At 67.2% G+C, this 20756-nt stretch carries 19 protein-coding genes and 2 pseudogenes; 12 read left to right on the top strand and 9 right to left on the bottom strand.

The window, feature by feature from the left end; all coding sequences use genetic code 11:
- Positions 1-162 precede the first annotated feature (162 nt).
- From OL239_RS18935 to OL239_RS18920, 4 genes are all read left to right on the top strand, one after another.
- Positions 163-768, top strand: coding sequence for a class I SAM-dependent methyltransferase (locus tag OL239_RS18935; RefSeq protein ID WP_268910181.1), 606 nt, complete (start codon positions 163-165; stop codon positions 766-768).
- A gap of 76 nt (positions 769-844) precedes the next feature.
- On the top strand, positions 845-1246 hold the full coding sequence (locus OL239_RS18930) for a hypothetical protein (protein WP_268910180.1): 402 nt from the start codon (positions 845-847) through the stop codon (positions 1244-1246).
- A 145-nt stretch (positions 1247-1391) separates the two neighbouring features.
- Positions 1392-1652 (top strand): PadR family transcriptional regulator, encoded by a 261-nt coding sequence (locus tag OL239_RS18925; protein ID WP_329609425.1) that lies wholly within the window; start codon positions 1392-1394, stop codon positions 1650-1652.
- Complete coding sequence (locus OL239_RS18920) at positions 1649-2083, top strand: HAAS signaling domain-containing protein (RefSeq protein WP_268910179.1); 435 nt, start codon at positions 1649-1651, stop codon at positions 2081-2083. Before OL239_RS18925 ends, OL239_RS18920 begins: the two co-directional genes overlap by 4 nt.
- Positions 2084-2363: 280 nt before the next feature.
- Here OL239_RS18920 and OL239_RS18915 read toward each other — a convergent pair whose 3' ends face one another.
- Positions 2364-3395, bottom strand: a complete 1032-nt coding sequence (locus OL239_RS18915; RefSeq protein WP_268910178.1) for an isopenicillin N synthase family dioxygenase — start codon at positions 3393-3395, stop codon at positions 2364-2366.
- Positions 3396-3716: 321 nt separating this feature from the next.
- Here OL239_RS18915 and OL239_RS18910 point away from each other — a divergent pair, with 321 nt between their 5' ends.
- Genes OL239_RS18910 through OL239_RS18895 form a run of 4 tightly spaced genes read left to right on the top strand, consistent with a single transcriptional unit; the run spans position 3717 to position 8344 of the window.
- A complete protein-coding gene (locus tag OL239_RS18910; protein WP_268910177.1) occupies positions 3717-4847 on the top strand; it encodes an ABC transporter substrate-binding protein in 1131 nt (376 codons plus the stop codon).
- The gene (locus tag OL239_RS18905; RefSeq protein WP_268910176.1) at positions 4828-6012 is read left to right on the top strand and encodes a FecCD family ABC transporter permease; all 1185 of its coding nucleotides are present in this window, start codon (positions 4828-4830) and stop codon (positions 6010-6012) included. The genes OL239_RS18910 and OL239_RS18905 overlap by 20 nt, the downstream gene beginning before the upstream one ends.
- The gene (locus OL239_RS18900) at positions 6009-6944 is read left to right on the top strand and encodes an ABC transporter ATP-binding protein (protein ID WP_268910175.1); all 936 of its coding nucleotides are present in this window, start codon (positions 6009-6011) and stop codon (positions 6942-6944) included. The genes OL239_RS18905 and OL239_RS18900 overlap by 4 nt, the downstream gene beginning before the upstream one ends.
- Positions 6941-8344 carry a hypothetical protein gene (locus tag OL239_RS18895; protein ID WP_268910174.1) on the top strand — a complete coding sequence of 468 codons (1404 nt, stop codon included), beginning with the start codon at positions 6941-6943 and terminating at the stop codon, positions 8342-8344. Before OL239_RS18900 ends, OL239_RS18895 begins: the two co-directional genes overlap by 4 nt.
- A gap of 8 nt (positions 8345-8352) precedes the next feature.
- Here OL239_RS18895 and OL239_RS18890 read toward each other — a convergent pair whose 3' ends face one another.
- Complete coding sequence (locus tag OL239_RS18890; protein WP_268910173.1) at positions 8353-8949, bottom strand: LysE/ArgO family amino acid transporter; 597 nt, start codon at positions 8947-8949, stop codon at positions 8353-8355.
- 71 nt (positions 8950-9020) lie between these two features.
- On the opposite strand from OL239_RS18890, the gene OL239_RS18885 reads away from it, so the two are divergent.
- Positions 9021-9893, top strand: coding sequence for a LysR family transcriptional regulator ArgP (locus OL239_RS18885; protein ID WP_268910172.1), 873 nt, complete (start codon positions 9021-9023; stop codon positions 9891-9893).
- Positions 9894-9927: 34 nt separating this feature from the next.
- On the opposite strand, the gene OL239_RS18880 is transcribed toward OL239_RS18885, so the two are convergent.
- Positions 9928-10836, bottom strand: a complete 909-nt coding sequence (locus OL239_RS18880) for a hypothetical protein (protein WP_268910171.1) — start codon at positions 10834-10836, stop codon at positions 9928-9930.
- A 171-nt stretch (positions 10837-11007) separates the two neighbouring features.
- Here OL239_RS18880 and OL239_RS18875 point away from each other — a divergent pair, with 171 nt between their 5' ends.
- Together OL239_RS18875 and OL239_RS18870 are read left to right on the top strand one after the other, a co-directional pair.
- Positions 11008-11307: a type II toxin-antitoxin system VapB family antitoxin gene (locus OL239_RS18875; protein ID WP_152222701.1), complete on the top strand. Its 300-nt coding sequence runs from the start codon at positions 11008-11010 to the stop codon at positions 11305-11307.
- Between the two features lie 5 nt (positions 11308-11312).
- Positions 11313-11999 (top strand): LytR C-terminal domain-containing protein, encoded by a 687-nt coding sequence (locus OL239_RS18870; RefSeq protein WP_268910170.1) that lies wholly within the window; start codon positions 11313-11315, stop codon positions 11997-11999.
- Between the two features lie 2 nt (positions 12000-12001).
- Here OL239_RS18870 and OL239_RS18865 read toward each other — a convergent pair whose 3' ends face one another.
- The 3 genes from OL239_RS18865 to OL239_RS18855 all read right to left on the bottom strand — a co-directional run bounded on the left by OL239_RS18865 (position 12002) and on the right by OL239_RS18855 (position 15123).
- Positions 12002-13180, bottom strand: coding sequence for a Gfo/Idh/MocA family protein (locus OL239_RS18865; RefSeq protein WP_268910169.1), 1179 nt, complete (start codon positions 13178-13180; stop codon positions 12002-12004).
- A 96-nt stretch (positions 13181-13276) separates the two neighbouring features.
- Positions 13277-14386 (bottom strand): Gfo/Idh/MocA family protein, encoded by a 1110-nt coding sequence (locus tag OL239_RS18860; RefSeq protein ID WP_268910168.1) that lies wholly within the window; start codon positions 14384-14386, stop codon positions 13277-13279.
- Positions 14383-15123 (bottom strand): sugar phosphate isomerase/epimerase family protein, encoded by a 741-nt coding sequence (locus tag OL239_RS18855; RefSeq protein ID WP_268910167.1) that lies wholly within the window; start codon positions 15121-15123, stop codon positions 14383-14385. The genes OL239_RS18860 and OL239_RS18855 overlap by 4 nt, the downstream gene beginning before the upstream one ends.
- 229 nt (positions 15124-15352) lie before the next feature.
- On the opposite strand from OL239_RS18855, the pseudogene OL239_RS18850 reads away from it, so the two are divergent.
- Positions 15353-16584: pseudogene (locus OL239_RS18850) on the top strand (ROK family transcriptional regulator).
- A 73-nt stretch (positions 16585-16657) separates the two neighbouring features.
- Here OL239_RS18850 and OL239_RS18845 read toward each other — a convergent pair.
- From OL239_RS18845 to aceB, 3 genes and pseudogenes are all read right to left on the bottom strand, one after another.
- Positions 16658-17373 (bottom strand): annotated as a pseudogene (locus tag OL239_RS18845) (DsbA family oxidoreductase).
- A 12-nt stretch (positions 17374-17385) separates the two neighbouring features.
- On the bottom strand, positions 17386-18861 hold the full coding sequence (locus OL239_RS18840) for an amino acid permease (protein WP_268910166.1): 1476 nt from the start codon (positions 18859-18861) through the stop codon (positions 17386-17388).
- 239 nt (positions 18862-19100) lie between these two features.
- Positions 19101-20732, bottom strand: coding sequence for a malate synthase A (gene aceB, locus OL239_RS18835; protein ID WP_268910165.1), 1632 nt, complete (start codon positions 20730-20732; stop codon positions 19101-19103).
- Positions 20733-20756: the final 24 nt, after the last annotated feature.

Raw genomic sequence — 20756 nt, 5'->3', positions numbered from 1 at the left:
TTCGCGGGACTGCAAAAGCCCGTCGCCTTGGAACGTCTTGAAACATCGGCTTTCCCCAGCGAAACCCACCTCCGGTACCGGGTTTTTCCTTAACCGCGCCGGCCGCTTCCCGCGAGGGGTGGGAGAGCCCGTCTCCGGGCATACGGGACGTAGGCTGGAGGGATGCGAAGCGAAACTCTCTGGGAAGCGAAAAAACGTCAGAACCCGGGCCATTCCGCCTGGTACATCTCCCGGTTTCAGCAGATGCGGGAGCAGGGCGCTGATCTGCACGGTGAGGCAAGGCTGATCGACGCCCTGGTTCCGCGCGGCGCACGGATCCTCGATGCCGGCTGCGGTCCGGGACGCGTGGGCGGTGAACTGGCGGCCCGTGGGCACACTGTTGCCGGCGTCGACGTCGATGCCGAACTAATCGAGGCAGCAAAGCAGGACTTCCCCGATGTGCAGTGGTTCGTCGGAGACCTGGCGGAACTGGACCTGCCCGCCGAAGGGATTGCCGAGTCCTTCGACGCCATTGTCTGTGCCGGCAACGTGATGACCTTTGTTGCCCCCGGAACCCAGCGGGAAGTGCTGGTTCGGATGCGGAACCACTTGGCCGACGGCGGCCGTCTGGTCACAGGGTTCGGCGCCGGCCGCGGCTACGACTTCGGCGAGTTCCTGGAAGACGCAGCCTCTGCGGGCCTGAACTGCCAGCAGAAGTTCTCGACCTGGGACCTTCGGCCGTTCGCTCCGGACTCCGACTTCCTCGTGGCCGTGTTCGGCCGGGGCTAGCGGCACCCGGTAATTCCGCCAAGCGCTGGCGTTGACAGTCAATCTTTTGCATTTGCATTCGGGGGAGTTCGTAAAATTGCAGATTCACACGAGGCAGGAACCGGCGGATAAGGGCTTCTTTGGCGGGCCTCCGGCCTGGGCCGTCGTAGGCGTCCCCCTGGCCGGAGTGGCACTGCTCATTGTCTTCAAGCTCGTGGGGCTGAATCCGTTTGCGGCTGTGTCTGGTGTCCTTTTTCTGGTTGTCTTTACGGTGTCGTGGCTGAAGTCCCGAACCCATGGCTGGCGGCGCGCCCTGCGGGAGGTTGCCGTCGCCGCTGTTCCTGCCTACCTCATCTTCATTTCCATCGGGTGGAGCGGCCTGTCCCTCGGCGGTTCCGGAGATTCCTGGTCCTACGGCTCGCTCGCGCTTGCCACGATCGCCATGAGCGGAGCATTTCTGCTGTTCGGGATGGGCCGGACTACCCGAGTACAACGCTGAGGATGCCGGTGGAAAAACCGACCAACTAGGTTGTCTTGCCAACTAGATGGGTTCATCATCTAGTCATGGAAATTACGCAGTGGCCGTCCGAGTGGTTGAGGGGCGTCCTTGCCGCAGCGGTCCTGTCCATCGTGAGCAGTGAAGAATCCTACGGATACCTCATCGGGCAGCGGCTCGCGGAGGAGGGCTCGGCGTCGTTAAGGGCGGGACGCTGTACCCGCTGCTCACCCGCCTGGAGCAGGACGGGGACCTCGCGGCCACCTGGCGCGGCGGCGACGGCGGCCCGGGCCGGAAATACTATGCAATTACGCCTGCAGGCCGGGAACGGCTCAAATCGCTGCGGGCGGATTGGGAAGTCTTTTCCGGCAACGCGACGTCGATCATTTCTGGAAAGAAGGGGCAATGACTGAGCAACCCTATGCGGAATACTCCCACGACCTGCGGGACGCACTGGAATTCCGCGGTGTTCCCGCGGAAGCAGCAACACAAATAGTCCGTGAAGTTGAAAGCCACACAGCGGAGTCCGGAGAGGATCCTGTTGCCGCGTTCGGGCAACCCGGTGACTATGCAGACAACTTTGCGCCGCGGTCACGGCTGGTCCGCTTCTGGGCCCTGGTCATTTCATCCGTGGTCCTGGCCGGCGGGGGAGCATATGTCCTGATTTCCGGCGTCTTTGGGCTGCTTTCACCCTCTTCAACGCTCTGGGGGCTGCCGCCGTGGGTCCGGGTTATCCTGGGGGCGGCCGGAATCGCAGCTTTCGTAGTGCTTGTCCTCATGGCGGGCGCGCGGTCGAAACGCAGTGCGTCTTCATGGCGTGCCGAAGCAGGCAGGGACTAGAGAGGGATAGTTATGGAAACAGGAACTGCACTTCTTATTGTCGTGGCCGCAACGGCGGTATTCCTTTTAACGGTCATATTCCTGTTGCGCAGATTCAAGAAGGCAAATGCCCGAAAGTATCCGCCTGCGGCCGGGAGCAAAGGCATCGAAGTCCGGCGGCCACCCCGGGAGGGGCTGCCGCCGCACCAGGCAGGGTGAGGAACCCCGCCGTCTCCTCGTGCGGACACGAAAACGGCGCCGCCCGGCACATGGCCCGGGCGGCGCCGTCGCGCTTCGCACGCTACTTGGCCGTCACCAGTTCCGGGTGGTGCAGCTTGGCCACCTGCGGATGGGCCCGCAGCCAGCCCTTAAGGACATTGGAACCGTAGGAGGCCAGCATCGGATTCTGTGGATCATCGGAAATGCCCCGGGACTGGGCCGCGAGTTCGGCGGGCAGTTCCACCGGATCGATGACGGCGTCCAGGCGCGGAGACCAGAAGAACGGAATGGCGTACCGGTCCACGCCCGGCGCCGGAGCCGTGACGCGGTGGATGGTGGCGGAAAGATAGCCCTGCGTGGCCACCTCAAGCATTTCCCCGAGGTTGACAACGAGCGCCCCGGGGATCGGCTCCACCGGGATCCAGGTGTCCGACTCATGCGGGCGCACTTCGAGCCCGCCCACGGAATCCTGCAGCAGCAGCGTCACGAAGCCATAGTCTGCATGCGACCCCACGCCCTGGGTTCCCGCTTCCTTGACCACACCGCCCACGTAATGGACCAGCTTAGCCATCCATGCCGGAGTGCCCTCGAACGGTTCGGTGAAATGGTCCTCGGGCAACCCAAGGGATACGGCGATGGCGCTGAGCAGTTCCGCCCCCACCTCGGACATGAGGTCCGCCCACTCCATCGACTGCTGCCGCAGCTGCGGCAGCACCCCGTCCGGAAACTGGTTGGGACCCTGGACCAGCCAGAACGGCTGATCCGCCGGATAGTCCGCCGCCGGCTCGCGTTCCGGACCGAAGTCGATCTGCTCGCGGGCATCGGGGCGGCCCTGGGTCAGTTCGGTGCCCAGCCGGGTGTAGCCGCGGAAGTGCGGCGAGTTGCGGTTGTCCAGCTCCAGCCGGTTCTCCAGCGGCAAGTTGAAGAAGCGCTTTGTCACGTCAAACAAGTCATCCACCTTGGCCTCGCCGGCGCCGTAGCCCACCAGCTGAAAAAACCCGATCCGGTGGGTCGCTTCGCACAGCGCAGCAATGAAGTCGCTGTTGAAGGAACCGTCGGCGTTGCGTGCGGTGCTCAGGTCCAGAACGGGGATGGAGGAGGGGGTTGGAGTCATGGTTGCGAAGCTATCACCGGCCGCTGTCAAGTGAGTAGCAAATATTACGCGTCCCCCTTCCATGTGGTGTCTGACCAGCGGGTTTATTTGCACGGATAGCTGTGGGCGGGTCATATAAGGTCTTGCGGCGACACTTTCCGACGGCGGCCGGGGACGGTTCCGGGGGTGGCGGGGGTGTACGGCGGCGGTTCCGGCGGCGGCCGGGGGTGTAACTTCGGAGACAATTACGATACGAAAATATGCGCTAATCGCTTTGGTGTGGTCTGATATTTACGTCAGTCTTTAGGTAAGCCTTACCTACCGTTAGCGATAGGAACGCAGTTGTCTCCCTCCAGCCCCCCACGTGGAACCTCCCGCCGGACCCTTCTCGGCGGTGCCGGCCTGGGTTTCCTCGCCCTCGCCCTGTCCGCCTGTTCCTCCCGTGAGACCGTGGCTTCGACCGGCAGTGCCGCCGGCTCCGCTGGCTTCACGGTGACTGACATGCGCGGCGTCGAGGTTTCCTTCGACGCTCCCGTGCGGCGGATTGCGACGACGGTCATCCCCTCGCCCTCCATGCTGGCGGCAGTGGACGGCGGCTATGGCAAAATCGTGGGCATCAACGAGTCCACGCTTCAGGCCAACCGGCAGGGGCTGTTCGGTGAGATGTATCCGGAGTCGAAGTCGACCACCACCGTTTCCCCGTCCAGCTTCACCCCCAATATCGAAACGCTCACCGCCCTGGAGCCCGACGTCGTGTTCCAGTGGGCGGACCAGGGCGACGGTCTGGTGGAGCCACTGGAAACAGCGGGCTTCAAGACCGTCTGCCTGCTTTACGGCACGCAGGAATACCTCGAAACCTGGGTCTCTCTGTTCTCCACCATTCTGGGCAAGCCGGAACGCGGCACCGAAATCGTGGACTGGATGCACGCTGAGATCAAGCGCCTGCAGCAGGAGCTCGCCTCCGCGGTGCCCGTGCGCGTGGTCCATCTGAGCCAGTCCGGGGACGGCTATTCGGCGTCAAACAAGACCGCCTATATGCATTACTGGATGGAACTGGCCGGGGGCCGGAACATGGCGGCGGACAACATCAGCGCCGAAAACGTGGTCAGCGCCGAACAGCTCATCGAATGGGATCCCGAGGTCATCACCCTGGGCGGCTTCGATACCCGCACCCCGGCCGAGGTCTACGCCGACAAGTCGCTCGCTTCGGTGTCCGCTGTGCGCAACCGCCGGGTCTACAAGGCTCCGCTGGGTGGCTACCGCTGGGAGGTTCCGTGCGCGGAATCTCCGCTGATGTGGCAGTGGGCCGCCGAACTGCTCCACCCCGGGCTCACCACGCACAACCTGCGCGCGGCCATGCGCGAGAAGATCAGCTATCTCTACGGCTACGACATTTCAGAGCCCCAGATCGACGCCGCCCTCCGCCTGGACCTGAACAGCGGAAGTGCCGGCTATGACGTCTTCCGTGCCTGAGATGACGACGGGCCCGACGACGGCGGGGGCCGGCTCGACGTCGGCGGCTGACGCTGCGCTGCCCGTACCGCCGTCGTCCACGGCCGGACCCACGGCACCCGAATCTTCCCGCCCGCCGGCCCGCAGCCACCGCCTGCCGCTGCTGCTGTGCGTCCTGATCCTCTGCACGGTGGCTCTGATCTCCATGGCCGCCGGCCGGTACTGGGTGCCGCCGAATGAGATCCTGCGCATCCTCGCCAACGAAGCCACCGCGCTGTTCGGCGCCGGTGGCGGAGAGGGCCTGGTGCGGCGGACCTGGACCGATCAGGAAGCCACCGTGGTTCTGGACGTGCGCCTGCCGCGCGTCCTGCTGGCTTTCCTGGTGGGCGGCGCCCTGTCGCTCGGCGGCGCCTGCCTGCAGGCCCTGTTCCGCAATCCACTGGTGAGCCCGGACATCATCGGCGTCACCGCCGGCGCTTCCTTCGGCGGCGTGCTCGTGCTCGCCCTGGGCCTTTCCGGCGGCTGGATGGTCGGCGGAGCCTTCGGATTTGGCCTGGCCGCGCTCGCCGTCGTGCTGGCCCTGGGCCGGATGGGCGGCACGGGCGGTCCAATGCTGATGATCGTGCTCGGCGGAATCGTGGTGGCTGCGTTCTTCAACGCCCTGGTCTCCTTCATCACCTACACCGCCGACCCCTACTCCGAACTCCCCTCGATCGTGCACTGGCTGCTCGGCTCCATTGCCGCCGCCAGCTACTCCAAGGTGCTCACCGCACTCATCCCCGTGGCGATCGGCGGTGCCGTGGTGCTGGCGATGCGCTGGCGCCTGAACGTGCTCTCCCTAGGCGACGACGACGCCGCGGCCCTGGGCGTCAACCCGCACCGTTCCCGGGTGGTCCTGCTGTGCGCCGTGGCGCTGATGACGGCAGGCACCGTGGCCGTTGCCGGCGCCGTCGGCTGGGTGGGACTCGTGGTGCCGCACCTCGCCCGGCTCTGGGTGGGCCCGGACCACCGGGTGCTGCTGCCGGCATCGCTGCTGCTCGGCGGCACCTACCTGATGCTCATCGACACCCTCAGCCGCTCCCTGTCCAGCAGCGAACTGCCGCTGGGCATCCTTACCGCCATCATCGGAGCACCGGTCTTTGTGGCTCTGCTGGCCCGTTCCCAGAAGAAAGGCGCGGTGTCATGACCGTCGTTTCCGCCCCGCTCACCACAATCCCAGCCGCAGCTGCCCCCGCCGGGCTTGCCGCAGCCGCCCCCGCCACAGCCGCCGGGGCCCATGCCCCGGCCGCGGCCGGCCCCCTGATGTCCGTTACCGGGCTCGGATTCCGCTATTCACGGCTGCGGCCATGGCTGTTCCGGAACCTGGCATTCACCCTCGAACGCGGGGAAATCCTGTCCATCCTGGGCCCCAATGCCCGCGGCAAAACCACCCTGCTCAAGTGCCTGTCCGGCCTGCTCACGCCCCGCGAAGGCCAGATCAGCTGCGGCCCCGCCGTCGGCTACGTACCGCAGGACCACGGGGCGGGAGGCACCAGCTTCACCGTTGCCGAGATGGTGCTGATGGGCCGCAGCCGCCACCTGCGCGCCTACCAGACTCCGCGCCGGGAGGATCATGAAGCGGCCGGCGCCGCCATGGAACGGGTGGGGGTGGCCGGCTGGGCCAACCGCAGTTATGCCGAACTCTCCGGCGGCCAGAGGCAACTGGTGCTCATTGCCCGGGCGCTCGCCTCCGGATCCGAACTGCTGATCCTGGATGAGCCCGCCTCCGCCCTGGACCTGCACAACCAGTCACGGGTGCTGACCGTGCTGTCGGGCCTCGCCGCCGATGGAATGGGCGTCATCATGACCACCCACCACCCGGACCACGCCCTGCATGTTTCCCGCAACGCGCTCCTGTTTGTCGGCAGCGACGACACCCGGTGGGGACCCACCGACGAACTGCTGACCGGCTCCGCCCTGTCCGCGGTCTACGGGCTTCCCATCTGCACCCCCACCGTAGGTACTGTCTCCGGCGACCGCGTGATTGCGGTGCCCGACTTTGGCCCCTCCTGCCGCGCGGACTGCCCGGTGCCTGCCCGTTCCTCCACTCCACTGCCCCTTGGAAAGGAACTCCCGTGATTTACCGGCTTATCGGCGACGCACCGATGCGCGGCCAGCGCGGCCCGTCCTGGCGCGGCGCGCTGGCGGACGTGGACGCTTACGACCTCGACGACGACGCCGCCCGCACCAGGATTCTCTCCGCCAACGGCCTGATCATCAGCGGCGGCACCGACCACCTGCTGCTGGCCCGGCACCGGGACGCACTGAGCGGCTTTGTCCGCGCCGGCGGACGCGTGCTGGTAAACGGGCAGGTTGTCCGGCCGTTCATTGACGGGCTGGCGCCCTGGCGCAAGCTGGAGTTCCGAGGTCCGCAGGATGTCCGTCCGCACGCCGTCGAGCCGCATCCGGTGTGGTCTGGCATCGACTACGCGGACCTCCACTACCGCACGGGTGTGCCCGGCACCCATACCTATGAGCAGCTGGAGGACATCGGCGTCGCCGGGTTCTACGGCCGCGGCTATCACCTGGACCTGCCCGACGGCGCCCGCACCGTCACCGGAATCGGCCAGTACGCGCTGCCGCTGGACTACAGCTACCGGCTGGGGGCGGGAGAGGTGCTCGTGCACGGCGGCAACGATCTGGAAAGCTTCGCCGACGATCGATACTCCACCGGAAAGCTCGGCCCCAACCTGGTGGCCTGGCTGAACGGCGGCTCCGGCAACGAATCCGTCCCCGCTGCCGGCCCGCGGATTAACGCTGCCCCGGGTCCGCGCAATACCTCCGCTGCCCCCACTGCCCCCAATACCTCCGCTGCCGCTGCCGCTGCCGTCGTCGCGTCCGGGACCGGCAGCGCGCCGCGCATCGGCCTGCTGCACTGCGGCACGTTCCCGGCGCTGCGCACCCTCGCCGATCCCGCGCTGGCACCGTACCGGCTGGAATCCGTCTACCTGCCCGACGCCGACCCCGCAGTCCTGGCCGGCCTGGACGTCCTCCTGGTGGGGGACCGGCTGCACCAGGGCCAGCTGGCCCGCTTCGCACCGGCCATCCGGAAGGCGCTGCAGGATCCGGGCAAGACAGTGATCGTGCTCGGCGAAAACAAGGTTGAGCAGTGGCTGCCCGGCGTGGGCTACACGTTCCGGCCCACCGTGTTCTGGACCTGGCGCACCGGAGAGGACAACGGCACCCGGCTGCGGCTGCCAGGGGATCCGCTGTGGGAGTTCTTCACGGAACGCTCGGTGTCCTGGCACCATCACGGCCTGCTGCATCCGCCGGCCGGCGCGCGCTCGCTGGTCGTGATGGAAGAGGACGGGAGCGATTCCGGCGCCCTGCTCTACGTGGACGAAGTGAACCAGCCGGCCCGCCTGCTGGTGACCACCATGGACCCGGTCTATCACCACGGGTCAGGTTTCATGCCGGGCGCCTCGCAGCTGCTGTACTCGCTGCTGCGCTGGGTCACCGCAACGCGCGTTCCGGCCTAGGGGCCGAGTCAGCCCAGGACCAGTGTCACCGCCAGGGCGAGCATCACAACGCCGATCAGCAGGTCCAACACCTGCCAGGTGCGGGGTTTGCTGAGGGCTCCGGACAGGACACGGGCGCCGAAGCCGAGACCCGAGAACCAAAGGACGCTGCCGGCGACGGCCCCCGCGGCGAAGATCCACCGCAGGGCCTCACCGTACTGGTTGGCCAGGCTGCCCAGCAGCACCACAGTGTCCAGATAGACATGCGGGTTGAGGAAGGTGAGCGCCAGCGTGGTGCCGATGACCGATCCGCGCGACCGCGGAGCGTCACCGGTCAATACGGAGGGTTTCAGCGCGTACCTGAAGGACCTGACGGCGAACCACACCAGGTAAGCCGCACCGCCCCAGCGCAGGATACTGAGGACCTGCGGGAAGCGCTCCACCAGCGCGCCGATGCCCGCAGTGCCCGCGAGAATCAGGACGGCGTCGCTCACTGCGCAGAGCACCACCACCGCGCCGACGTGTTCGCGCCGGATGCCCTGCCGCAGGACAAACGCGTTCTGCGCTCCGATGGCGACGATCAGCCCCAGCCCGGTCAGCAGGCCGGTACCCCAAATGCTCCACATGCAGTCGACGGTAGTTCCACCTCCGAACTGCAGACAAACGAAAGATTTGATCCCTGCATTAGATTTGCTTTATGAACTTTGAGCACCTGCGCGCCCTGGCCGCGGTCATCGACGAGGGCACTTTCGAGGCCGCAGCGGACCGGCTGCACATCAGCCCCTCCGCGGTCAGCCAGCGGATCAAGGCGCTCGAGAAGTCGGCGGGCCGGGTGGTGGTGCGCCGCGCCGTGCCCTGCACTGCCACCGACGCCGGATCGGCGTTGCTGCGCCTGGCCCGGCAGGTGCAGCTGCTGGAAGCCGAGGCGCGGGAAGCCCTGGGATCCCAGCCGTCGGCGGTGACCGCCACACCCTTGGCAGTGAATGCCGATTCCCTGGCCACCTGGTTTCTGCCCGTGCTCGTGGACGCCGCGGGCTGGGCGGACGCCACTCTGGATCTGCATGTGGAGGACCAGGACCACAGCAGCCGGCTGCTGCGGCAGGGCGACGTGCTGGCGGCAGTGACGTCGGACCCGGCGCCGGTGAACGGCTGCCGGGCTGTCCGGCTGGGAGCCATGCGCTACGTCCCCGCGGCAGCGCCGGGCCTGCGGGACCGGTTCACCGGAGCGGACGGCGTGGTGGACTGGGAGGCGATGCCGGTGCTGCAGTTCAATGCCAAGGACGAGCTGCAGCGCGGGTTCCTGGCCTCCCGCCGCGTTTCCGGCGCTCCGCCGATGCACACTGTTCCGTCCTCGGAAGCGTTTGTGGCCGCCATACGGGCTGGGCTGGGCTGGGGCATGCTGCCGGAACTGCAGGCCGGCTCCGACTTCGACGACGGGCGCCTGGTGCTGCTCGATGACCGGGCGCACCATGACGTCGTGCTGTACTGGCAGTCCTGGACGCTGCAGTCCAGCCGGCTTGACCGGCTCACGACGGCGGTGCGCCGGGCCGGCACCCGGCTGAGAACCTAGCTCCCGCCACTGAAGCCAGCCTCCGCCATCGAAGCTAGCTGACGCCGTCGTCGTCCGCTGCGTTGCCGGCGGCCATCGCCGCCCAGCGCGCAAAGTACGCTCCGCCGGCATCCTCGTGGATCCGATCCCCGGCGGTCAGCACCGGATAGGGCTTGGCCGGCACGCCGTCGGCCGGGCGGACGTCCACATGCGCAACGTCATACCCGAGCGCCTGCAGCTCATCGGCCATGGCGTAGTCGGTGCGGGAATCCCCGACGGTCCGCCAGGTGCGCGGCACTTCGGTTCCGGCATCCGCGAGCAGGGACAGAGCGCGCCGGGCGCCAAGGTCCTTGCCGACTCCGAGCGCCTCGATGTCGGTGGAAATGATCGTGGGGTCGATCCGGTAGTCGATCGAGTCGTCGCTGTCCGGAGCATGATGGTCCAGCCGGCAGACGCCCAGGTCGAACTTCCGCATCAGGGCCAGGGCGTCGGTGTCGAACTCCTGCTGTTCCCGGAGGTAGTCCGCGTTGGCCACGTCCACGTGCTGCTCCACCGACACCATGGCGCGCTTGGTTTCGTCGTAGAACATGTGGCCGCGGTACTTGGAGGCCACGAGCTGGCGGACGGCGTCGGCATAGGTTTCGGGGAGGGCGAGGGCCGAATCGACCTGCGGTTCACCGGGACCGGCCCCGGTGAAGGAGAACCACACGGCACCCTTCTCACAGATGGCATGCAGTGTGGTGCCGGCCGACAGTCCGGCGGCGATCATCGGTTCCATCACCTGCCTGCGGATGAAGTCGTCGGAGCGGCCGGTGTTGAAGATGACGGGCCAGCCCGCGGCGGCCAGCTCCACGAGGTGGGTAACAATGCCCGGCGGAACGGTCCGGGAAACCGGACTGGCCACGGGGCCGTCGACGTCGAGCAGCAAGCCAAAACGGGAGAAGTCACCGTGCCAGTATTCCACTGCGCCCGGCTGGCCGAAAACTGCAGAACCGGGAGGCCGGACAGTGTTCGTGCTGGTGGGAGCCCTATTTTCCGGTCTGGAACGTTGCTGTGTCCGTAATGTGACGGGATTGGGTGCGCCCCGCCGGGCGCCGCTGTTTCAAAGGATGCACTTCTTCTTTAGTCTGTATTAGTGATCTTCAAAGCTGTTGGCGACGGACGCCCCTACCCCGACCACGGATACGTAACACCCAAAGACTGGGCGGCGGTACCTCCCCGGCAGGTGCGGCTTGATGAACTGGTGACCACCAAAAGCACGCTCGACCTGGGTGCGCTGCTGGCCGAGGACTCCACGTTCTTCGGAGATCTATTCCCGCACGTCGTGCTATGGAGGGACACCATGTACTTGGAAGACGGACTGCACCGCGCTGTTCGAACCGCGCTGCACCAGCGGACCATCCTGCATGCACGCGTCCTCGTCATTGATGACTGACTCCGATGGCTGACAGGGGCACCGGCGCGGCACACCGGAACCGGACGGCGAAAGCCGACCCCACCGAGTGGCACGGCCACCGGATCGTCACCGAAGACGATCTGGGAGTCGTTTTCGATCCCGAAGCCGACGAAGCGGAGCGGGTCCGGCTGGCCCGCCGGAGGCGCACGCGGCACCGGATCGTGATTGCCGTGCTGGTGTCCGCGCTGCTGCTTGGGGCGCTCTTCGCCCTGTCGGTGCTCAGGGGATGGATAGTGCTCTCCGAGCCGGAGCCGGCGCCAACTGCCTCCGCCGGGTGCCCGGCCGGTCCGTTCACCTACCAGCCGCCCGAGACCGTCACAGTCAACGTGTTCAATACGACGGCGGCGGCGGGGCTGGCCGGGCAGGTGTCCGACGCGCTCGCCGAACGGGGTTTCCTGCGCGGAACCGTCGGCAACAGCACGGTCAACCGCGAAGGCATGACCGCCATCATTATGTCCGGCCCCGAGGGCGAGGCGGCCGCGTTCACTGTGCAGCAGCAGATCCCGGACACCCAGTATGTCCAGGATGACCGGGAGGGAGCCGCCGTGGACGTGGTGCTGGGCTCCGGATACACCACGCTGGTGCCGGCCGAGAACGTCATGTCCACCGCCGCCGGCCCGATGAGCTGTCCCTGGACGACCGAGACATCCCCGCCGGCTCCGGCCGGCTAGAACTAGCCGTCGACCGGAACTAGGGCGCTGCCCGCCGCCGCACTTTCCTCCACACCGGCCAGCACGCGCTGCACGGCGAGGCCGTCGTCGAACGACGGCGACGGCGCCTGCCCGTCCCTGATGCAGCCAAGGAAGTCCGCGACTTCGTGCACGAAGCTGTGCTCCCAGCCCAGGACGTGGCCCTGCGGCCACCAGGACGAGAGGTAGGGGTGTTCCGGTTCCGTGGCCAGAATGCGGGTGAAACCCTGCTGCCGGACGGGAAGGGTACCGTCAAAGAACTGCAGCTCGTTGAGGTTTTCCAGGTCAAAGGACAGGCTGCCAAGGTCGCCGAACACCTCGACCTGCAGGGAATTCTTGCGGCCCAGCGCGACGCGGGACACCTCGACGCTGGCAACGGCGCCGCCGGCCAGGTCCAGCGTGGCCCAGGCAGCGTCATCCACCGTGACCTGCCGCTTCCGGGCGGGCGCCTCCGCCGGGGCGCCGGCAGCCGCGGCTTCGGGCCGTTCCGGAATATAGGTGTGCAGCCGTCCGGATACGGCGGTGACGCGGTCCTGCAGCAGGAACCGGATTTGGTCCACCAGATGCGAGGCGATGTCTCCGAGCGCCCCGGATCCTGCTGTTTCCTTGTCCAGCCGCCAGGTCATGGGTGACTCCGCGTCAGCGAGCCAGTCCTGCAGATAGGCGCTGCGGACGGAGCGGATGGTGCCGAGCCGGCCGCCGGCAATGAGCTCCCGGGCCAGTGCCAGCGCCGGAACGCGCCGGTAATTGAAGCCCACCATCGACCGGACGCCGTGTGCTGCGGCCCGGCGCGCGGCGTCGGCCATGGCTTCGGCTTCGGCCACGGTGTTGGCCAGCGGTTTTTCCACCAGCACGTGCTTGCCCGCTTCCAGCGCGGCAACTGCCATTTCCGCGTGCAGATAGCCGGGGGAGCAGATGTCGACGACGTCGATGTCCTCCCGGCTGAGCACGTCCCGCCAGTCGGTGGTGGACTCCTGCCAGCCGTACCGGCCGGCGGCCGCAGCAGCCTGTTCCGCATCCCGGCCTACGAGCAGCTTCTGTTCGTAGGCCGGGGTGTCAAAGAAGGCCCGGGCGTTGCGCCACGCCTGCGAGTGGGCTTTGCCCATGAAGGCATAACCGATAACGGCAACCCCCAGCGGCCGGTCGGAGGAGGGGTGAGGCATGCGGAACGTCCCTTGCTGGTTGGAAGGATCAGGGCAGAGCAAAGCTGGATAAGGCGGTTCCGGGCCCGGCCGGAGACGGCCGGGCCCGGAACCGGATCAGGCGAGGGTCGCGGCGGTCGGATCCCAGTCCTCGGGCAGGGCCGGCACCCGGGCGGCGGAGCTTTCCACGGTGACGAAGCTTCCTGTTTCCACGGACTCCGAGATCGAGGCCATGGCGTCCAGGACGTGATACGCCAGTTCGCCCTGGGCGCGGTGCGGGCGTCCTTCGCGGATGGCGCGCGCCATGTCCAGCACCCCCGTGCCGCGCGTGCCGGGTACGGACGGAGCCGGGATGGTTGTCCAGTCAGTGGAGCCCGCGGCGCAGATGCGGATATCGCCGTCGAACATATTGGGATCCGGAAAGGCGATGGTGGCCTCGCTGCCGGTGATTTCCACGAACCCCGGCCGCGGGTACGGGGACTCGAAGCTGAAGATGCTCTGCGACGATGCGCCGCCCTCAAACTGGGCGATGGCGCTGACATGGGTGGGTACGGTGACCGCGAATTCCTCGCCGGCCCGCGGGCCGGAGCCGATGGTGCGGACTTCCTTGGACCGCGACCCGAAGGCGCCAACCTTGCGGATCGAGCCGAAGGTCTGCACCAGTGCCGTCAGGTAGTACGGGCCAATGTCGAAGAGCGGTCCGGCCCCTTCCTGGAAGAGGAAGGCGGGGTTCGGGTGCCAGGATTCCGGGCCGGGTGACTGCATCAGGGTGAGGGCGGTCAGCGGCGTGCCGATGTCGCCGCGTTCGATCATGCGGCGCGCGGTCTGCAGGCCCGAGCCCAGGAACGTATCCGGGGCGCAGCCCAGCCGCATGCCCGCGGCGTCTGCGGCCTTGAGCAGGCCGAGTCCGGATTCACGGTCCAGCGAGAAGGGTTTCTCGCTCCACACATGCTTGCCCGCATTTACCGCCGCCGTGGCGACCTCGACGTGGGCTGCGGGGATAGTGAGGTTAATGATGATCTCGACGTCGGGGTGGTTCAGGGCCGCCTCGACTCCGCCGGACTCGGCAATGCCGTATTCGGCCGCGCGTGCGGCGGCCACCTCCTCGTAGAGGTCCGCCACAATATGCACCTTGACGTCGGGAAAGGACGTGAGGTTCGTGAGGTATTCCTTGCTGATCACTCCGGCACCGATAATCCCGACGCCGACGGGTCCCTGCTTGCTCATGCTGCCGGCCTTCCTGCGGTGAGGTAGTTGAGGCTGGCCTCAACTGCGTCCATCATGTTTCCGGCATAGTCATCGAGTTCGACGACGCCGGTTTCCAAAGCTGTTGCTGCGGCGATAACGTCCCAGACCGGCATCACGCCGTCGCCGACCGGCAGCTGGGCTGCGGGGTCGGACGTGACCGGTCCGTCCTTGATATGGATAAACCGGACCCGGTCGCCGAGCCTGGCCAGCAGTGCGGCCGCGTCCTGTCCGCCCACTGCCGCCCAGTAGGTGTCCAGTTCCAGGATCACTTCGGGATTTAGATGCGAGGCGAGGACTTCCAGGCCGGTGCGGCCGTCCGGCAGGGTTTCGAGCTCCCACCAGTGGTTGTGGTATCCCACCCGCACCCCGTAGTCGGCGCCCTTGGCGGCCGCCCCGTTGAGGGCCGCTGCCGTGGCGGCAATGTCGGCTTCGGTCTTCCACCGGTCTTCGGGCACATGCGGATCGATCACGGTGCCGATGCCCAATGTGTTGGCGGCGGTGAAGATGGCATCCTGGTCGCTGCGAAGCAGCGGGGCGTGGCCGGAGGGGGCCGACAGCCCGTTCTCCTCCAGTGCGGCGGCAAGATCCGCGGGGTTTTCATGGAAGTTGTACGGTTCCACCTGGCGGAAGCCAACAGCAGCCAGCGCCTTGAGCGTTCCCGGGAGGTCCGCCTCCAGCTCTCGGCGGACGGTGTACAGCTGAAGGGAATAGGTCACTCTGCGCTCCTCGTTGCGTGCAGGCCGTATCCATGGGGGATTCAGCACCGGTGGAAAGAAAGAGTCCGCCGCAACCGTGCCGGCGAAGACTGCGCCGGACACCGCGCAAACTGTGGCGTACGACACTTTCAACCTAGGGACACTTTTGCCGGCAGTCAAGCAAAAGTTTGTTGTCCGTTCATACTTCTGCCGGATGACATTCATAAGTGGCCCGTGCTATTCGTTAGTGATGACACTTTCCCGGATCCCGGCTGCACCCGCAGGCGGCGAAGTTTTCGGTGCCGCAGCTTTTGCCGGCGGCCACCAGGCCGGGGAAGTGTTTCAGCTCCTGCGCGACGGGCGTGCCCGCACCCGGTCCGAACTGGCGGCGGCCACCGGGCTGGCGCGGTCCACTGTGGCAGCACGCGTTGAAGCGCTCCTGGCGTCGAAACTCGTGGGCCCGGCCGGTGAAGCGGTGTCCTCCGGCGGCCGGCCGCCGTCGCGCTTTGCCTTCAATCCCGGCGCGAAGATGGTCCTGGCCGTGGACGTGGGCGCCACCCATGTCAGGGCGGCGGGCACGAATCTGGTGGGCGCCGAGTTTTTCCGCACCGGAACGGCGATGCCGGTGTCAGCCGGCCCTGAAAGCATCCTGGACTGGGTGGTCGCCGCCGGCCGGGAGATGCTCGACGCCGCGGCCCGCCCCGAATCCGATCTCGCCGGTATCGGCATCGGGCTGCCCGGTCCCGTGGAGCACCGCAGCGGCCGTCCGGTGAAGCCGCCGATCATGCCCGGCTGGGACGGGTTCGACGTCGTCGGCTACATCCGCCGCAGCCTCCGGGTTCCGGTCCTGGTGGACAACGATGTCAACATTATGGCCTTGGGGAGCGGGCGTCGTATTGGCCCGAACACGATGATTTGCTGTTCATTAAGGTCGCCACCGGCATCGGAGCCGGATTGATCAGCAGCGGCCAGCTGCAGCGCGGGGCCAACGGCACCGCGGGGGACCTGGGGCACGTGCGGGTGCCGCGGGGCGACGGCGTGCTGTGCCGGTGCGGCAACACCGGCTGCCTGGAAGCGCTCGCCTCCGGTCCGGCGCTGGCCCGGGCCCTGCGTGCCGAAGGGCTGGCGGCCGAGTCCGGTGATGATGTCCTGGATTTGGCCAGCCACGGGGAGCTGCACGCCATCAGTGCGCTGCGGCAGGCCGGACGGGATGTGGGCGACGTGCTGGCAGCATGCGTCAGCCTGCTCAACCCGTCGGTGATCGTAATCGGCGGCGGCATGGCGGCCGCCGGCGAGCAGCTGCTCGCCGGCGTCAAGGAAGTGGTCTATCAGCGGTCGCTGCCGCTGGCCACGTCCAGCCTGCAGGTGGTCGCCTCCGCGGCCGGCGACGGCGCCGCGCTGCTGGGCGCGAGCCTGATGGTGACCGAGCACCTGCTCTCACCCGACGGCGTTGAGCGGGAGCTGGCCGCCGCGGCCGGATAGGTGCCGGGCCGGAATGGCCGGGGCCGGGCTGGGGTGGGCCCGGGCCGGGCTCCAGCCAGGGCCGGAAGGGCCGCTAGCAGCCGTCCGGTCCGCAGGCGGGCCCGTCCGCTGATCCGGCGGCGGCCGGAGCCACCATCTGCAGCGGCCGCGATTCCTCCCACGCGGTGCCCAAAGCCTGCGTGAACAGTTCCGTGGGCTGCGCCCCGGAGATGCCGTACTTGCGGTCAATGACAAAGAACGGCACTCCGCTGACACCAAGGCCGCGGGCTTCGGCGATATCGGCGTTCACCTCGTCCGTGAACTCGCCGCCGGCGAGCATGGCCCGCACCCGGTCCGGGTCCAGTCCGGTCCGGCTACCGATCTCCGCCAGGACCTCCGTGCTGCCGATATCCAGGCCCTGCTCAAAGTGGGCCGACAGCAGGGCTTCCTTGACGCCGTCGGCCGCTGCGGCCCCGCTTCAGTGCGGGCCAAATGGATCAGCCGGTGCGCGGAGAAGCTGTTGGCCACCACCAGGGAGTCGAAATCATAGTTCAGGCCAACGCCCGCTGCCTGTGCCGTGACCTGATCCAGCATGCCGGCGAGCTGCACAGGGTCGATGCCCTTGCGCTCGCTCAGGTACTGGACCTCGGTGCCGTCGTAGTGCTTGGGCAGGGACGGGTCCAGCTGGTAGCTGCGCCAGGACACCTCCACGTCGTCGCGGTGTTCAAACCCGGCCAGTGCGGCTTCGAAGCGGCGCTTTCCGATGTAGCACCAGGGGCAGGCAATGTCAGACCAAATTTCAACCTTCATGCCGGGTGCAACCTAGGAAGTAACGCCTGCATTCCCGGCGGCGGGGTGGTCCGCGCCGGCGGCGGGCTGAGCCGTGCCGGCGCCCACCCACTCAACGCCCGTCTCGTCCACCAGCTCCGCGCGCACCCGGCCGTTGCCGCGCACCCAGAGCCGGTAGGCCACCAAGAGCAGGCCGATCCAGACCACACCCACCACCAAAGCCACCCGGGTGTCCGGCATGACGCCCAGCAGCACCACGATGAACACCATGAACACCAGTGCGGCGTAGGACGCCACCGGCCAGAACGGCACGCCGAACTCGGACGCCGGCAGGCCCCGGCGCTTCATCTCGCGTTTCATCGCGATGTGCGAGAGCAGGATCATCAGCCACACCCACACGGTGGCGAAAGTGGCGATCGACGCGATGATCTTGAACAGGTTCTCCGGCAGCAGCGCATTGAGGACGACGCCGGCGAGCAGCACCGCTGCCATCGTGGCCACCGTCATCCACGGCACGCCGTGCCGGGAGACCTTGGCGAACGACGCCGGAGCCTGACCCTGCCGGGACAGCCCGTAGAGCATGCGGCCGGCACCGAAAATGTCGGCGTTGATGGCGGAGAGGGCCGCGGTAATGACCACGGCGTTGAGGATGTGGGCGGCGGCGGGGATGCCCAGGGAGTCGAAAATCTGCACAAACGGGCTGGTGGCGCCGTCGATGTCCTGCCACGGGAAGATCATCATCAGGACGGCCAGGGCGCATACGTAGAACAGCAGGATGCGCACCGGCACGGTGTTGACCGCGGCCGGAATGGCCTTTTTGGGGTTGTCCGCCTCGCCGGCGGTGATTCCCACGGTTTCGATGCCGCCAAAGGCGAACATCACGATGGCGAAGGACGCCAGCAGGCCCCAGAACCCGTTGGCGAAGAACCCGCCGGATCCCAGCATGGTGTCCAGGCCCGGATTGGCCGTGTCCGGCAGTCCGAAGCCGAACACCACGATCGCCGCGCCGCCAATGATCATGGCGAGGATGGCTGTGACCTTGATGATGGACAGCCAGAATTCGGTTTCACCGAACACCTTCACCCGCATGAGGTTCAATGCTGAAATCAGCAGGACGGCGGCGAGGATCCAGATCCAGCGCGGTACGTCCGGGAACCAGAAGCCCATGTAAATGCCCAGTGCCGTGACGTCGGCAATGGCCACGATGGCCATTTCAAAGGCGAACGTCCAGCCGGTGATGAAGCCGGCAAAGGGGCCGAGGTAGCGGCTGGCGTACTGGCCGAAGGACCCGGAGACCGGATGCCGGACGGCCATTTCGCCCAGTGCGCGCATGACCAGGAACACGGCGGCGCCACCGATGATGTAGGCCAGCAGGACGGCCGGACCGGCGGACTGGATCGCGGAGGCCGAGCCGTAGAAGAGGCCGGTGCCGATCGCGGAACCAAGTGCCATGAACCGGATATGCCGGATGTTCAGTCCGCGGGCCAAGGCCTGGGTAAAGGAGGACATTGCAGAAAACACACCTTGGGATTGGGGGAGCAGGCCCGAACTAGGGGCCTATCCATGGTACGCCGGTGCGGGCTGCTGTCCGGGCCTCAACGGCAGCAGCTGGGCCCCGGGACGCCGACAGGGCCCGAAGCTGTTGCCGGCTCCGGACCCTGGTGGAAAGACGCTTCGCCCGCCGGGCGTCAGCCCGGAGGGCCGCCGCCAGCCGCGGCGGTGGACCGCCGCGCCTCGGCGCTGCGGCGCTAAGCGGCGGCCAGCTCCTGCGCCTCGTGCAGGAAACGTGCGTAGGCGGGCACGGTGAGGAAGGTCGGGAAATGCTCGCCGCAGGCCACTTCCTCGAAGAGCTCGCGGGCGTCGTCGAACCGGTCGCCGTCAAACCGCTGCAGGTTGGCGAACTCCTCGTCCACCAGTTCCTCCACCCAGTGGTGGGTGACGATCTCACCTTCGTCGGTCACGGCCGAGGCATGGATCCACTGCCAAATCTGCGAACGGGAGATTTCCGCCGTGGCCGCGTCCTCCATCAGGTTATTGATGGCGGCCGCACCGTTGCCCCGAAGCCAGGATTCGATGTAGCGGACGCCCACCTCGATGTTGCTGCGGATGCCAGCCTCGGTAATGACGCCGGGGGTCGAGGCGATGTCCAGCAGCGCCTTGGCGTTGGGGATGACATCTTCGCGGGTCCGCTCCAGCTGGTTCGGCCGCTCGCCGAGCACGCCGTCGAACACCTCCATGGCTACAGGCACCAGGTCCGGATGCGCCACCCAGGAGCCGTCGAAACCGTCGTTCGCTTCCCGGGTCTTGTCCGCGCGCACCTTCTCCATGGCGACGTCGTTGGCCGCGGCGTCCCTGCGGTTCGGGATGAACGCGGCCATGCCTCCGATGGCGTGCGCACCGCGGCGGTGGCACGCCCGCACCAGCTGCTCGGTGTAGGAGCGCATGAACGGTGCCGTCATGGTCACCATGTTCCGGTCCGGCAGCACGAACCGCGGTCCGCGGGTGCGGAAGTTCTTGATCACGGAGAAGATGTAGTCCCAGCGGCCGGCGTTCAGGCCTGCGGCGTGGTCCCGCAGCTCGTAGAGGATCTCCTCCATTTCGAAGGCGGCGGTGATGGTCTCGATCAGCACCGTGGCGCGGATGGTGCCCTGCGGGATGCCCAGCAGATCCTGCGCCAGCACAAAAATGTCGTTCCAGAGCCGGGCCTCGAGGTGGTTTTCGATTTTCGGCAGGTAGAAGTACGGGCCGCGGCCCTGCGAGATCAGGCGCTGGGCGTTGTGGAAGAAGTACAGGCCGAAGTCCACGATGCCGCCGGCAATCGGTGTGTTGTCCACCAGCATGTGCTTCTCCGGCAGGTGCCAGCCGCGGGGGCGGACCACGATGGTGGGCAGGTCCGTCAAGGATGTGCCCTTGAGTTTGTAGTCCTTGCCCTCCGGAGAGGTGAAGTCGATGCGGCGGTCCAGGGCGTCGCGGAGGTTCAGCTGACCGTTGACGACATTGGACCACGACGGCGTGGAGGAGTCCTCCATGTCGGCCAGCCACACCTTCGCACCGGAGTTCAGGGCGTTAATGGTCATTTTCCGGTCCACCGGTCCGGTGATTTCCACGCGCCGGTCTTCCAAGCCGGGGGCGGTGGGGGCCACCCGCCAGGAGCCATCTTCGCGGATGTGCCGGGTCTCGGCCAGGTACGCGGGGTCCGCACCGTTGGAGATCTGCGTCCGGCGGGCCTGGCGCTGCTGCAGCAGTTCCTGCCGGCGGCTGGCGGTGGCCCGGTGCAGCGCCTTGACGAAGTCCAGCGCCTGCGGGGTGAGGATCTCCTCCTGGCGCCGCACGGCAGGGGCGGTGAGGGATATTCCGTTCAGGGTGATGGGATCGTTCATGGCGTGCTCCTTCGGGGTTTTCGA

The organism is Arthrobacter sp. ATA002, assembly GCF_026898095.1.
Taxonomy (GTDB): domain Bacteria; phylum Actinomycetota; class Actinomycetes; order Actinomycetales; family Micrococcaceae; genus Arthrobacter_B.
Note: the sequence above shows the minus strand (reverse complement) of the source record. Positions and strands in the feature narration are given on the sequence as shown.

What these genes read in the sequence shown, in the direction of transcription:
- OL239_RS18935 (WP_268910181.1), top strand. Translation starts at nt 163, where the DNA reads ATGCGAAGCGAAACTCTCTGGGAAGCGAAAAAACGTCAGAACCCGGGC.
- OL239_RS18920 (WP_268910179.1), top strand. Translation starts at nt 1,649, where the DNA reads ATGACTGAGCAACCCTATGCGGAATACTCCCACGACCTGCGGGACGCA.
- OL239_RS18915 (WP_268910178.1), bottom strand. Translation starts at nt 3,395, where the DNA reads ATGACTCCAACCCCCTCCTCCATCCCCGTTCTGGACCTGAGCACCGCA.
- OL239_RS18905 (WP_268910176.1), top strand. Translation starts at nt 4,828, where the DNA reads ATGACGTCTTCCGTGCCTGAGATGACGACGGGCCCGACGACGGCGGGG.
- OL239_RS18900 (WP_268910175.1), top strand. Translation starts at nt 6,009, where the DNA reads ATGACCGTCGTTTCCGCCCCGCTCACCACAATCCCAGCCGCAGCTGCC.
- OL239_RS18890 (WP_268910173.1), bottom strand. Translation starts at nt 8,949, where the DNA reads ATGTGGAGCATTTGGGGTACCGGCCTGCTGACCGGGCTGGGGCTGATC.
- OL239_RS18885 (WP_268910172.1), top strand. Translation starts at nt 9,021, where the DNA reads ATGAACTTTGAGCACCTGCGCGCCCTGGCCGCGGTCATCGACGAGGGC.
- OL239_RS18870 (WP_268910170.1), top strand. Translation starts at nt 11,313, where the DNA reads ATGGCTGACAGGGGCACCGGCGCGGCACACCGGAACCGGACGGCGAAA.
- OL239_RS18865 (WP_268910169.1), bottom strand. Translation starts at nt 13,180, where the DNA reads ATGCCTCACCCCTCCTCCGACCGGCCGCTGGGGGTTGCCGTTATCGGT.
- OL239_RS18860 (WP_268910168.1), bottom strand. Translation starts at nt 14,386, where the DNA reads ATGAGCAAGCAGGGACCCGTCGGCGTCGGGATTATCGGTGCCGGAGTG.
- OL239_RS18840 (WP_268910166.1), bottom strand. Translation starts at nt 18,861, where the DNA reads ATGTCCTCCTTTACCCAGGCCTTGGCCCGCGGACTGAACATCCGGCAT.
- aceB (WP_268910165.1), bottom strand. Translation starts at nt 20,732, where the DNA reads ATGAACGATCCCATCACCCTGAACGGAATATCCCTCACCGCCCCTGCC.